The following is a 12,779-nucleotide window of genomic DNA, read 5'->3' as shown; positions in this document are numbered from 1 at the left end:
TAAAAGGCGTTTCCTTAATATTCGATACTTATGACGGGCGTCCCCACCCACATATATGTCCTGTCCTTGTATGAATTGTACCGCATAGCCACTTGAATGTTGACCTGCTTACCTCCTGATATAATCCCCTTCCCAAGCAGCATCGAATAACCGCTTATGCTTACAAATCCTTCATCATGTATGCCTTCTACCGCTGTGCCTCGCAGGTTTTTTAACATTGTGTCACAGATGTTTTGCATCTTTGTAAATTCAAGCCTGCCTTCAAAACTTCCCACATACGTAACGGTAACGGTGGGTCTTTCGCCTACTTCCTGTAAAAAATCATGCACCCGTCTTTTAAACAAGCTACCATCCACATTTTGGCTATGATCTATTACATTGACGACTATATAGCTTTCAAAATCGCCAAGGTCACGATTTAAAACACCCTTGCTTTGACATATTATTATAGAGACTACCTGTTGACGGTCATTAACGCCCGTTATATTGACTTGGGTTATACTCTGACTCTGACTAGTAAAAACATCAAAATCGCCTACAACCCCAAAAAATTCCGCTGCCTCTTCAGCCAATAGCCTTAATTCAAGTAGAGATTTAGGGCCTCCCTTAAGGGGGCACCAACCGTTTATATCCAGGTATTCTATTGTACATCCTAGAGACATCATGATCGATTCTACCAAGACAGGCTCTTGTATTGCCCTACTCTGGAAAGAAAAGATAATGGACAAAACCAATGCAGTTAACACAACTAAAACATTCTTATATCCCATTATACCCCCGCATCCTTTCAACAGCTAATTACTTTAAGGCTAATATTATTTTGATTATTGCCAGATGCAGGGGTTTATATACATAGTCAAAACTCAACTATCCTTGAATGCTTTTAAAAATCCGCGGTTTAAAAAAATAATAAAAGGCCGATAGATTATAAAACATCTAACGGCCTGTCTATTTATTTGTGCAAACCTATAAAAATTCCTCTTAATCCACCAAAGCGTCCTTTTTCTCAAGCATATCCTTTACCTTCATCAACCTGGTACGGTTACCGCGCTCGTTTTCATCTAGCTTCATGGTGATATATCGTATGGTCTCCTTAAGCTGAGGAATCACCACGTATTCCAGGGCATTGACTCTGCGACGGGTCTTCTCTATCTCATTGGCTAGCATCTGGCACGTTTTCTCTATCTGAGCCAGCTCCACCATAAGGGGAAGGATATCGGAAAAAGCAGCGATGGCACCGTCCAATTCTGCCGACGTGGCTGCAAAGCTGTAAGGATAAGGCGAAACCTTCTGGTCGGTCACTTCCCTGTAGTCAATTACCGGAACAGTCACCCCCATAATATTGCCGGTTGAGGGCTTTATCTCCACCTTACGGGTGGGAAACATTATAGCCTCCTCCAGCACCTCGGATGACATGACGGCCCGCGCCATCAAAAAATCCTTGAACGCCAGGGTTAATTTTTGCTCCACGCGCTCCCGCAATTCCTTATTCTGCCTTATAAGGTCTATAAACCTGCGCATCATCTCGTCGCGCTTATCTTTTAACAGCTTGTGCCCCCTTATAGCCACCTGGAGCCTGTTTTTTAAGCGGGTAAGCTCCATGCGCGTGGGGTTAACCCTCATTATAGCCATAAACTATTCATCCCCTTTGTTTCCGGGAAAATATTTATCGATGTACTCATCCCTGATGCGCTTAAGCTCACTCCTTGGCAATATAGAAAGCAACTCCCAGCCCAGATTGAGCGTCTCTTCAATCGAACGGTTGGTCTCAAAGCCCTGGGATACATACCGCCTCTCAAACTCATCAGCAAATTTGGCATACAGCTTATCTATATCAGTGAGGGCCGCTTCACCCAGCACCACTGCCAGCTCCTTGGCTTCCTTACCCCTTGCATAGGCTGCAAACAGCTGGTTCATGGTATCGGCATGGTCCTCGCGTGTCTTGCCTTCACCGATACCTTTATCCTTCAAACGGGACAGCGACGGCAGAACGTCAATGGGCGGGTTTATACCCTTGCGATAAAGCTCCCTGCTCAGTATTATCTGCCCTTCTGTGATATAGCCCGTCAAATCAGGAATGGGATGGGTCTTATCATCCTCCGGCATGGTAAGTATGGGGATCTGCGTGATGGAACCTTTTTTGCCCTTTATCCTTCCTGCCCTTTCGTACATTGTAGCAAGGTCAGTATACATGTAGCCCGGATAACCGCGACGCCCAGGCACTTCCTTGCGGGCAGCCGATATCTCTCTCAAGGCTTCAGCATAATTGGTGATATCGGTAAGTATGACCAGCACATGCATATCCTCTTCAAAGGCCAGATACTCAGCCGCCGTCAACGCCATACGGGGCGTGGAGATGCGCTCGATGGCCGGGTCGTCGGCCAGGTTCATAAACAGCACAGCCCTTTCAATGGCGCCGGTCCTTCGAAAGTCCGATATGAAGAAGTCGGCCTCTTCAAAGGTTATACCTATGGCAGCAAAGACTACCGCAAAGCTGGTATCGCTGCCTGGTACACAGGCCTGACGGGCAATCTGCGCAGCCAGCTGGGCATGGGGAAGTCCTGCTCCCGAGAAAATGGGCAGCTTTTGCCCACGCACTAGAGTATTAAGGCCGTCTATAGCCGAAATCCCTGTCTGGATAAACTCTGAAGGATAATCCCTAGCCGCCGGGTTGATGGGTTCACCATTTATGTCCATGCGCTTTTTGGGAACAATCTCAGGCCCTCCATCTATTGGCCTTCCCATGCCATCAAACACGCGCCCCAGCATATCCCGGGATACGCCTAGCTCAATGCTCCTTCCCAAAAAACGCACCTTGCTATCGGCAATCCTCAACCCATGAGAACCTTCAAACAGCTGCACCAGAGCCCTGTCACCATCCACCTCAAGGACGCGACCCCTGCGAATCTCACCATTGGCCTGTTCGATCTCCACCAGCTCGTTATACTTTGCCCCTTCAACGTGTTCCACCAGCATCAAAGGGCCCACTACCTCGGTGATGGTCCTGTATTCTTTAAGCATAGCTCATGCCTCCCTCTGACATCAAGGACGACATCTGTTCCCTTAGCTCTTTCAATATCTCATCCAGCTGTCCAAGCTGCCCCTCGGGAATGTATTTTGCCCGCCCTATGCGCTCCCTCACAGGCAGGCTTACCACCTGGCTGAACTCGGCCCCTGCATCCAAAGCTTTTTGCCCAAGACGATAGAACTCGATGATCAACTTGAGCATCTTATATTGTTTGGCAAGGGAGGTATAGGTATCCACATCGTGGAAAGCATTCTGGTGCAGGTAATCTTCCCTTATGGATTTGGCAGCCTCCAGCACCAGCCTTTCCCTCACCGACAATGCATCCACGCCCACCAGCCTGACTATCTCCTCAAGCTGTGCCTCCTCCTGCAAAAGGGCCATTGCCTCTTGCCTAAGCCTGAGCCATTCCTCCGACAACTCTTTGTCATACCATTCGTTCAACCGGTCAATATACAACGAATAGCTTGTCAGCCAATTTATAGCAGGAAAGTGCCTGCGGTATGCAAGCTGCGAATCCAAAGCCCAGAAAACTTTCACTATGCGCAATGTAGCCTGGGTAACAGGTTCTGAAAAGTCACCGCCGGGTGGCGAAACGGCGCCAATAGCAGTTATGCTTCCTTCACGGCCGTCCTTCCCCAAACATATGACGCGTCCAGCCCGCTCGTAGAACTCCGCCAGCCTGGAGCTTAAGTAAGCCGGATAACCCTCTTCCCCCGGCATCTCCTCCAGACGGCCCGACATCTCACGAAGGGCCTCAGCCCACCTTGATGTGGAGTCAGCCATTATAGCCACATCATAGCCCATGTCCCTAAAATATTCCGCAATGGTAATACCGGTATATATGGAAGCCTCACGGGCAGCTACAGGCATATCAGAAGTATTGGCAATGAGCACTGTCCGCTGCATAAGCGGTTCACCGGTTTTAGGGTCTTTAAGCTGCGGAAATTCCATGAGCACGTCGGTCATCTCATTGCCCCGTTCGCCGCAGCCTACGTACACTATGATGTCGGCATCGGCCCACTTGGCCAGCTGGTGTTGCACCACCGTCTTGCCGCTGCCAAATGGACCAGGTACGGCAGCCACACCTCCCTTGGCAACAGGGAAAAAGGTATCAATAACCCTCTGCCCAGTGATCAAAGGAAAGGCAGGTGGCAACTTTTGCTTGTACCTTCTTCCTATACGAACGGGGGTCTTTTGCATCATAGTAATATCTACCACGGTTCCATCAGCCTTTTTTACCCTGGCAACCGGCTCTACTATGGTAGCCAGCCCTTCATAAACCCACTCCACAATACCTTCTATCCCCTGTGGCACCATAATGCGGTGTTCCACTATAGAGGTCTCCTGTACCACCCCTATTATATCGCCGGGCTCAACCCTATCACCCGCCTTGACGCGGGGTACAAACTCCCACTTGCGTTCCCGATCCAGCGAAGGAACATCCACTCCCCTTACAATGCGGTCCCCCACCTTTTCACGGATGAGGGTCAAGGGGCGCTGTATTCCATCAAATATGGAACCTATAAGCCCCGGCCCCAACTCTACGCTTAAAGGCTCGCCGGTAGAATACACTGGATCCCCCGGGCCTAAGCCGGAAGTCTCTTCATATACCTGAATAGAAGCCTTGTCTCCCCGCAGCTCTATTATCTCGCCGATAAGCCGCTTGTCGCTTACCCTCACCACGTCAAACATCTTGGCATCGGCCATCCCTTCGGCTACCACAAGCGGCCCCGACACCTTTACTATCCTACCCTGCATAGCTCACCTACCCTCGCTCTCCAAATAAAATGTCGACTCCTACCGCTTTTTCTACGCTGGCTTTGATGCCTTTCATCCCCAACCCCATGCTTCCAGCATTGTTGGGAATTAACGTAATAATGGGAAAAGGCTGGGTATTATATCGATCTATGGTCTCCTGGATATCCTTTGCAAGCTGCTCGGTTATGAATAAAACGGCATAGTTCTCTTTTGCCAGCCTGTGAATGAGCCTGGCAGCCTGTTCAGGCTGTGTAACCGGAAAGACCGAAAGGCCCAAAGCCTTAAACCCAAGTATTGAGTCTTTGTCACCAATCACGCCCATCTTATACATACACATCACGTAGCCTTTCACGGATTTTTTCGGCAGGTAGGTTGTTTATCTTGCCTACCATGATTATGCGTATCAACCTCACCTCATTTTCTTTTGCTAACAGATACCCTACAATTGCCTCTATCCCAAAAGGGTTATACTTTACCGACTTAACATAATTCAAAAGATAGTCATCCATAAGCCTCTCAAAAGCAGTCAAAGTACCCGTCCGCAAAAACTCCTGGACACCTTCACCTATAATTTTCCCGTAAGGAGTGGATTCCATCTCTTTAATAAGCTGCTCATATGCCTGCTCAATGGCATGGCTGTAGAAGGAAACGTCCAGGCTGCCATGCGGGATCAGCATTTCTTTCAAAAATTCAAATCCCTGGTTCAGCCTCTTTGCCCGCAAAAGCGAACGAAGGTTTAAAAGGTCAACCTGCATTTGAAAATAACGAAGGGCAAACGCATTTCTTTTCTTGCGACACACTTCAAATATATGGTCATACATGGCACGGTCCAATACGGTATCAATCTTTTGCGGGTCAACATTCAGTAAGCATGCTTCGTCAACTTCCTTTACAGCCTTGGCTACAAAAGGAGGTAGCAGCCCACTTTCGGGCTCTTCCACGCCCTTTTTTAAAACCTCGACAGGAACAGTACCCATTTCAGCCAGTGGAAGGTCCTCAACCTGACCTTCCATGTATTTGCGTTTCATCAAGACTTTAATATTATGAAAATCGTATTTTAAAAAAAACAGGTCGGTAATAGCAGGGGCAGGCGAGATTTCGTCTATAAAGTCTCGCACCCTCTTCATCTCTTTAGAAATAAGCTCTTCATATTCATATGGGGAATTAAGCTCTGCTACCAATGGAGCATAGCTGGTCTCCGACAGCACTTTTAACGCATCCTCAGGTGACTGTGCATCCACCATGCGCTCAATGCGCTCCCTCGTAAGCACCCGGGTCTCCAAAACCCTGACCCTGGCCACACCGTATTCATAACTGGGTTGAGGCATTATACCATCCTTCCTATCGCCAACAACAAGACGATTTATGTATTTCCACCCTCATACTATTTGAAGCTTGCTTGACTACTCAATTTATGCAAGTTCACCAAACAGAATTTCAGCCACTTGAGGTTCCACATCCACGCGCAAAGCCCTCACAATAGCTTCAAAAGAAGCGTTTATCTCAATCCCATGCCTTCGGAGAACAAAGCCTGCTTTAAACTGCCCTCTATCGGGTGCCAGGCGCAGCTCTCCTTTTCGCCCCTGTTTTTTTAGCTGTTCATTGACATAGTCCAAGAAGCTCTGATCCAAGCGGTACTGGTCATAAACCGAGAACACCACCTCTTCATCCCCTTGAATCGGGGCATTCAAAAGCATGGATGCGATAACTCCCCTGTACTGGTCATCGGCCATGCCGCTTATCCTCTCAATAACCCCTTTAAATACAGCCTCTATCATATCACGCTTGGCGGCCAGCACCTTTTTCTTTATCTCCAGCTGGGCTGATACCAGCAGCCTTCTCTTATGTTCTCGAGCCGCCTCCATGTTTTGTTCAGTAAGGCGCTTTTTTAATTTGCCGGCCTCAGTCGCTTTGGCCTCCTTAATCTCCCTTGCTTTGCCTTCTGCAGACTGGATTATGCGTTCAGCTTCCTGCCGGGCATCTTCCATAATGCGCTGCTTTATGTTGTCAAACCCATTCATGGCGTCCACTCCTATACCGGGATACCGTTCACCATGAGGAAGGAAGCCAGCAAAGCCAGCACAGCATAGGTTTCGACCACTACCGGGAATGTGATGGCCTTACCCAGCTCCTCAGGCCGCTTCGCAATTATCCCAATGGCAGCCGCAGAGGTTCTCCCCTGGTATATGGCCGATATAAGCCCCACAATGGCAATGGGCAGAGCGCTCACAAATAGCAACAGACCCGTCTCGGTGGAAACATCTATCATACCGCCAAAGATGTTCAGCTTGTTCATGATGATAAAACCTATAAGCAGGCCGTAAATCCCCTGCGTACCGGGCAAAGCCTGAAGCAGCAACACCTGGCCAAACTTATCAGGGTCTTCGGTTACCACACCTGCCGCGCTTTGTCCAGCGATGGCAACCCCAAATACCGAACCCAATCCTGCCAACACCACTGCTGTAGCAGCTCCCAAAATGGCATATATCTGTCCCAGGCTTAAACCCGGCTCAGTAGTCGACGCCACAGCTCCCAATACTGCAAAAATCTGTCCTAATTGCATATCAAACAGCCTCCTCTTCCTTGTATACATCGATAAATTTTGTCTTTATCCTCAAAGGCTTGAAGGCATGGCCTCCAGCCTCAAAAAACCTGCCAAAAAACTCTATGTACTGCAACCTGCTGGAATGAACATATGCACCCAGTATGTTGATGAGTATGTTGAACGAATGTCCCGCTACCAAAACTACGATGGCAATTATCCAGCCAATCCACGACTTGGCTGCCATAAGTCCCAGCTGGTTTATGACAGTCCCAATGACGCCACCGGCCAGTCCCAGAGCAAAAAGCCTGGAATACGAAAGCATATCACTGAAATACCCAGTAATATTGTACAGGCTCAATAAGCCAGACAACAATCTCTTTATAATGTTCTTTTGATGCCTGCCCTGAGTGAGCACAAGCCCCATTGCCCCGGCCAGTGCCATGCACTGCCCAACCACTTTCGAATATGTCACCATCAGCACCAGGCCTATTAAAGTAATATACCAGAATCCCTGGTCAAATATGGCGTCCCAAACCTTGCCCTGGCGTATGCTCATATAAGCCTTGATGCCCATGCCCACAAAAATCTGAATGAGGCCTAAAGCGAAACAAAATATGAGCATCTTTATGGGTTGACCAGCTGGATCAAACCACAACGGAGGTAACCCTAAAAGCTGTCCCATATTGCCAAACCATCCTCCAAACACAGCACCCCACAGGAAAGTAGATATCCCGCCCAAAAACACCAGCATGCCCAGCTTTTTTCCCATCCCCTTGAGCCTTAGCTTACGCATGGCCAAATAAGCTACAGATGCGATTACAATGCCGTATCCAGCGTCTCCCATCATTATCCCGAAAAATATGAAGAAGAAGGGCGCCACAAAGGGGTTGGGGTCTATGCTGCGAGGATGGGGCGTGCTGTAAAGCTCAGTAACCAGCTCAAAGGGCTGTACCAAAGGTGGGTTATCATACGCCACAGGGAAGAGCTCATCGGGCGCCGGATCTTCCAACCGAATATAGACCGCCGGAGTGACGCTTTGCATTTTAGATACAAATGCTTCGGCATAGCGGCTGGGAATCCATCCTTTGAGCAGGAAAGCCTGACCGGTTTTAAGAAGCTTTAGCCCTTGCTCCTCCTTTTCCTTCTGTATTGACAAGGCATCGTAGAGAATCTCCAGCTCATTGACCCGCACTGCCAGCGACCTTGCCTGCTCCTCTATCTTTTTTCTTTCGGCCTCTATAGCCTGCAGCTCACGGTCACATCGCTGTATGATATCAACAGGAGTGCCTTGCATATTGCTGAAGCTTACGCGGCTAAAACCCAGCTCCTTGAGCCGAGCCTCCACTTCTTCAGCCAAACCCTTGTGATATGCCAAAAAATAGTTAACCTGCTCTTTGTCCTCTCCCACCTTCTGTATGTAAAATTCTCTTGAACCCAGCTCCTGTATCATTTTCTCCTCAAACTGGGCTGCAACCCCCTTTTCTACCGTACCTATCATGGTATGAACAGTCACGGTATCTCCTATCTGTTCCAGCGGCACATTAAGTTCCCGCCAAGGCAAAAGCTGTTGTTTGGTGCTGAGCACGCGGGTTGCCCTGGCTGACAGCTCAGTAAGGCGCTGTTCCAGCTCGCGGCAGGTACCAGCCACCTGCAATATAGAATCGGCATTCTTGCGCACCTTGTTAAGCTCTTTTAGGCTGACAGCAGGTTTGGGTGCAAACACCGAACGCTTCACATTATTATAGCGCCCAATAAAATTCAGCGCAAACTTTATCTCCGATAGCTGAGATTCGATACGCTCCACAATCCCCTGACCATCATATCTTTCTAAAAGCTGGCTCTCGCCGCCGTACCCCTCTCCTATGTATTCATCAAGCTCAATATCATCGATTTCTACATTTCCCATGAACTGAATAGCGTTCAATATCCTATCTTTGTCAGCCTGTAAACCAATGAGGAACAGCTTCTTCATTTCAACTATGGCCATGCATATCCACGACCTTTCCCATAACCAGAGAGATGGCTTCCTCCAATTTTGCCTGGGCCATTTGACGTATCCTTTGACATTCTTCCTCCGCTTTTTGATGTAAAGCCTCTATCTCCTTTTTGGCTTCCTCTTCAACCTGATGCATAAACTGCTGCTTCTCCTGCTGCGCCTGTTGGACCACCTCTTCCACAAACCTGTTCCCCTCTTCTTCGGCCCTTTTTAATATCTCCCTTGCCTTGTCCACCGCCTGCTTTTTTATCTCCTCAGCTCGTTGCTCTGCCTCCCTAATCTCTTTTATGATATCCATATCCATCCCCAGCACCACCTCTCTAAAAACCACTGTTGTGCGTTACTATTCTGTCTTACGGTGCAACCGACTCACCAGGTCATTTTGTCCCAAAAAGCCTATCCCCTGCATCCCCTAAACCAGGTACTATATATCCGTGTTCATTGAGGCATTTATCTATGGCTGCCACATATATATCTACATCTTCATGGTCTCGTCGAAGGCGTTCAATTCCCTCGGGTGCAGCTATCAAACATACAAATTTTATATTCTTTGCACCTTTTTGCTTTATCAAATTCAATGCCGCAGATGCCGACCCCCCAGTGGCCAGCATGGGGTCAGTCACAATGAGCTCCCTCTCTTCAACATCTGCAGGCAGTTTGCAGTAATACCCTACCGGTTCCAACGTTTCGGGGTCACGATACAAGCCAATATGCCCTACCTTGGCAGCCGGTATAAGTTTGAGCATGCCGTCCACCATTCCAAGCCCCGCTCTTAAAATGGGTATGATTCCTAGTTTCTTGCCGGATATGACCTTAGTCTTAGCCTTGCCAATCGGAGTCTCTATCTCCACTTCTTTGAGCGGTAAATCACGGGTGACCTCATAGGCCATAAGCATAGAGATCTCCTCTACCAGTTCCCTGAACTCCTTGGCCCCCGTCTCCTTATCCCTGACAAGGGACAGCTTATGCTGAATCAACGGATGATCTAAAACGTGTACTCTACCCATTCTACCTCTCCTTTTTTATCATTAGGCTTTCTTTGGCTGCACGGCATTCATCCTTTTTGAGCAGCCAGCATCACTTCCACTCCGTCCTCCCACGCGATCAAGGCCTTGTGGGCCATCCCTAAGAACAAGCCGGTCTCCACCACTCCCGGAATGGATTTCAGCACGCGATTTAGCCAATATACATCAGGCGCTTCGTCAAAATAAAGGTCCACCATGAAATTGCCATTATCGGTCACCACAGGGCCTGCTTTTCTGACCGCCATCCTGAGCTCAGGCCTGGCACCGATTTCTTTGACCTTTCGCATCACCAAACCAAGAGCTGCGGGAATGACCTCCACCGGCACCGGAAAAGATACAGCCAGCCTTTCTACCAGCTTGGAATGATCAGCTATGATTACAAACTCATCGGCCATGGCTGCTACAATCTTCTCTATAGTATTGGCAGCGCCACCGCCTTTTATGGCGTTTAGGCTGTAGTCGATCTCATCTGCACCATCTATGGCAATATCCAGCCTGTCCACCAACGAAGGATCCAGCAATGGTATACCATACTTATAGCACATAAGCTTGGCTTGATAAGACGTCGGTACGCCGCGAATGATAAGCCCCTCTTTGACCCTTCGACCCAATTCCTCGATAAAAAACGCAGCCGTACTGCCTGTCCCAATCCCGACCGTCATACCATCTTTTACCAGGTCAGCCGCTGCTAAACCGACAACTTTCTTGAGATTTTTACTGTCTTCTTGGGATTTCATGCTTCACTATACCCCCCAAAAACATTCTTTACTATTATAACCTATTGTATGTGACAATTGCAATAAAAAATTAAGCTTTCAGCTTTTCTACCAGTTTCTTAAGAACTTCTTCTAGCTCTATGGCACAGCTCTCATACACCTCAACAGGTTTACCAAAGGGATCTAGTATCTCCGCCATTTCCCCTTTAATTGCCCCGTCTTCGACGTATTCCTTAAGCACATGTATCTTAGATGTAGCCTGCGGATACATGTTGCTCAGTATCGATTTATGTCGATAAGTCATGGTCAGTATCAGGTCAGCCTCTTCCACAAGTGAAGCATCTACATTTTTAGCGCGATGATCGCTTAAGTCTATCCCTCTTCGCTGCATGACTTCAATAGCATGAGGAGTAGCCCTGTCCCCTTCAATAGCGGCCAGCCCTGCAGATACGGCTTTTATATCCTCCAACCCACTCCTCCTTGCCAGGTACTTAAACAAGGCCTCAGCCATGGGGCTTCGGCAGGTATTTCCTGTACACACGAACAGAACCGTTTTCAACCTCTAAAACCTCCCCCAACGGTAGAACTTTCCGCATCAACCACACGGAAGGCTGCTGCCCTCAACATGCGGTTCATTATTGCTAAGCCTTCATCCTTGGGCTCTATCCACTCTGCTAAAACAATATTCACTCCCATGTCGTCAAACTGCCTCAAAGCCGAAAATAGGTTAGAAGCCATAATGGCTGGCTGAGTGCGACTGCCCAATACCAGCACTTTGCCTTCCTTATAATGATCTTTTGTTTCGCAAGTAGCAAGTATTCCTACTGTCACCCCTTGCTCCATATACTCCTGCGTTAACTCATTTATCTTCTTTATCATTTCGTCAATTTGTCCTCGCACCACCACTACCTGAGCACGCGGCGCATAGTGTACGTATTTCATACCAGGAGATTTAGCAAGTCGCCCTTCAAGAGGCTTTAAAGCGCCGGAATCAATCTCTACTTCTCCCAACAGTTGCGTCAACATCTCATAGGTGACGCCGCCAGGCCTCAAAATTGTGGGAACGTCGGCCGTCAAATCTAAAACAGTGGATTCCAAACCCACCTCACACTTTCCCCCATCCAGAATGAGGGGAATCCTGCCGTCGAGGTCATCCAAAACATGCTGAGCTGTGGTGGGACTGGTATGGCCCGACCTGTTGGCGCTTGGAGCCGCAATAGGAACACCGCTGTATTCTATAAACTTTAAAGCCACTGGATGCCGCGGCATCCTAATGGCCACCGTATCCAAACCAGCCGTCACTATATCTGGCACGACGCTGGACTTCTTTAAAATCAGAGTAAGGGGACCTGGCCAGAAACGCTCCATAAGTACAGTGGCTATCAGAGGCAATTCCCTTACCAGCCTGTCCACATCTTGCAGCTTTGAAATATGCACTATAAGGGGATTATCCCCTGGCCGTCCCTTTGCCTCAAATATCTTTCGAACTGCGCCTGAGTTCAAAGCATTAGCTCCCAAACCATATACCGTCTCGGTAGGAAAGGCCACTAATTCACCTGCCTGTATCAGCTTGGCAGCCTCCAACAGGGCACCGCAATCTTTGTCTATGTCATTTATCCTTAGTATCCTGGTCTCCAACTACACCTTTCTCCTTTCAGGGGAACATACATAATTTAATGTCTTGTTAAATATAATACCCTTCATCCTGTGC

General features: G+C 48.3%; 14 protein-coding genes. All 14 read right to left on the bottom strand.

Going from position 1 to position 12,779, the window contains the following annotated elements:
• Positions 1-14: 14 nt before the first annotated feature.
• A complete protein-coding gene (locus tag JOD02_RS06350) occupies positions 15-770 on the bottom strand; it encodes a YwmB family TATA-box binding protein (protein ID WP_204488032.1) in 756 nt (251 codons plus the stop codon).
• Between the two features lie 211 nt (positions 771-981).
• Positions 982-1,632 (bottom strand): V-type ATP synthase subunit D, encoded by a 651-nt coding sequence (locus JOD02_RS06345; RefSeq protein WP_204488031.1) that lies wholly within the window; start codon positions 1,630-1,632, stop codon positions 982-984.
• A gap of 3 nt (positions 1,633-1,635) precedes the next feature.
• Complete coding sequence (locus JOD02_RS06340; protein WP_204488029.1) at positions 1,636-3,021, bottom strand: V-type ATP synthase subunit B; 1,386 nt, start codon at positions 3,019-3,021, stop codon at positions 1,636-1,638.
• The gene (locus JOD02_RS06335) at positions 3,014-4,786 is read right to left on the bottom strand and encodes a V-type ATP synthase subunit A (protein WP_204488028.1); all 1,773 of its coding nucleotides are present in this window, start codon (positions 4,784-4,786) and stop codon (positions 3,014-3,016) included. Before JOD02_RS06335 ends, JOD02_RS06340 begins: the two co-directional genes overlap by 8 nt.
• A gap of 7 nt (positions 4,787-4,793) precedes the next feature.
• On the bottom strand, positions 4,794-5,117 hold the full coding sequence (locus tag JOD02_RS06330) for a V-type ATP synthase subunit F (protein WP_204488026.1): 324 nt from the start codon (positions 5,115-5,117) through the stop codon (positions 4,794-4,796).
• Positions 5,110-6,114: a V-type ATP synthase subunit C gene (locus JOD02_RS06325; protein WP_204488024.1), complete on the bottom strand. Its 1,005-nt coding sequence runs from the start codon at positions 6,112-6,114 to the stop codon at positions 5,110-5,112. Before JOD02_RS06325 ends, JOD02_RS06330 begins: the two co-directional genes overlap by 8 nt.
• Before the next feature lie 84 nt (positions 6,115-6,198).
• A complete protein-coding gene (locus JOD02_RS06320; RefSeq protein ID WP_204488023.1) occupies positions 6,199-6,807 on the bottom strand; it encodes a V-type ATP synthase subunit E in 609 nt (202 codons plus the stop codon).
• Between the two features lie 11 nt (positions 6,808-6,818).
• Positions 6,819-7,349: a V-type ATP synthase subunit K gene (locus JOD02_RS06315; RefSeq protein ID WP_204488021.1), complete on the bottom strand. Its 531-nt coding sequence runs from the start codon at positions 7,347-7,349 to the stop codon at positions 6,819-6,821.
• A gap of 1 nt (position 7,350) precedes the next feature.
• Positions 7,351-9,318, bottom strand: a complete 1,968-nt coding sequence (locus JOD02_RS06310; RefSeq protein WP_204488019.1) for a V-type ATP synthase subunit I — start codon at positions 9,316-9,318, stop codon at positions 7,351-7,353.
• On the bottom strand, positions 9,305-9,631 hold the full coding sequence (locus JOD02_RS06305) for a V-type ATPase subunit subunit G family protein (protein WP_204488018.1): 327 nt from the start codon (positions 9,629-9,631) through the stop codon (positions 9,305-9,307). The genes JOD02_RS06310 and JOD02_RS06305 overlap by 14 nt, the downstream gene beginning before the upstream one ends.
• A 73-nt stretch (positions 9,632-9,704) precedes the next feature.
• Positions 9,705-10,334, bottom strand: a complete 630-nt coding sequence (gene upp, locus JOD02_RS06300; protein WP_204488016.1) for a uracil phosphoribosyltransferase — start codon at positions 10,332-10,334, stop codon at positions 9,705-9,707.
• A gap of 47 nt (positions 10,335-10,381) precedes the next feature.
• Positions 10,382-11,089 carry a ribose-5-phosphate isomerase RpiA gene (gene rpiA / locus JOD02_RS06295; protein WP_204488015.1) on the bottom strand — a complete coding sequence of 236 codons (708 nt, stop codon included), beginning with the start codon at positions 11,087-11,089 and terminating at the stop codon, positions 10,382-10,384.
• Between the two features lie 70 nt (positions 11,090-11,159).
• A complete protein-coding gene (locus JOD02_RS06290; RefSeq protein ID WP_243426384.1) occupies positions 11,160-11,627 on the bottom strand; it encodes a low molecular weight protein arginine phosphatase in 468 nt (155 codons plus the stop codon).
• Positions 11,624-12,706: an L-threonylcarbamoyladenylate synthase gene (locus tag JOD02_RS06285; protein WP_204488013.1), complete on the bottom strand. Its 1,083-nt coding sequence runs from the start codon at positions 12,704-12,706 to the stop codon at positions 11,624-11,626. The genes JOD02_RS06290 and JOD02_RS06285 overlap by 4 nt, the downstream gene beginning before the upstream one ends.
• Positions 12,707-12,779 lie beyond the last annotated feature (73 nt).

The sequence above is a fragment of the Caldicoprobacter guelmensis genome, assembly GCF_016908415.1.
GTDB classification, from domain to species: Bacteria; Bacillota; Clostridia; order Caldicoprobacterales; family Caldicoprobacteraceae; genus Caldicoprobacter; species Caldicoprobacter guelmensis.
This window is presented reverse-complemented; position numbering and strand designations above follow the sequence as displayed.

Excerpts from the sequence above, each read along its gene's own strand:
- JOD02_RS06350 (WP_204488032.1), bottom strand. The coding sequence starts at position 770 with ATGGGATATAAGAATGTTTTAGTTGTGTTAACTGCATTGGTTTTGTCC.
- JOD02_RS06345 (WP_204488031.1), bottom strand. The coding sequence starts at position 1,632 with ATGGCTATAATGAGGGTTAACCCCACGCGCATGGAGCTTACCCGCTTA.
- JOD02_RS06340 (WP_204488029.1), bottom strand. The coding sequence starts at position 3,021 with ATGCTTAAAGAATACAGGACCATCACCGAGGTAGTGGGCCCTTTGATG.
- JOD02_RS06335 (WP_204488028.1), bottom strand. The coding sequence starts at position 4,786 with ATGCAGGGTAGGATAGTAAAGGTGTCGGGGCCGCTTGTGGTAGCCGAA.
- JOD02_RS06330 (WP_204488026.1), bottom strand. The coding sequence starts at position 5,117 with ATGTATAAGATGGGCGTGATTGGTGACAAAGACTCAATACTTGGGTTT.
- JOD02_RS06325 (WP_204488024.1), bottom strand. The coding sequence starts at position 6,114 with ATGCCTCAACCCAGTTATGAATACGGTGTGGCCAGGGTCAGGGTTTTG.
- JOD02_RS06320 (WP_204488023.1), bottom strand. The coding sequence starts at position 6,807 with ATGAATGGGTTTGACAACATAAAGCAGCGCATTATGGAAGATGCCCGG.
- JOD02_RS06315 (WP_204488021.1), bottom strand. The coding sequence starts at position 7,349 with ATGCAATTAGGACAGATTTTTGCAGTATTGGGAGCTGTGGCGTCGACT.
- JOD02_RS06310 (WP_204488019.1), bottom strand. The coding sequence starts at position 9,318 with ATGGCCATAGTTGAAATGAAGAAGCTGTTCCTCATTGGTTTACAGGCT.
- JOD02_RS06305 (WP_204488018.1), bottom strand. The coding sequence starts at position 9,631 with ATGGATATGGATATCATAAAAGAGATTAGGGAGGCAGAGCAACGAGCT.
- upp (WP_204488016.1), bottom strand. The coding sequence starts at position 10,334 with ATGGGTAGAGTACACGTTTTAGATCATCCGTTGATTCAGCATAAGCTG.
- rpiA (WP_204488015.1), bottom strand. The coding sequence starts at position 11,089 with ATGAAATCCCAAGAAGACAGTAAAAATCTCAAGAAAGTTGTCGGTTTA.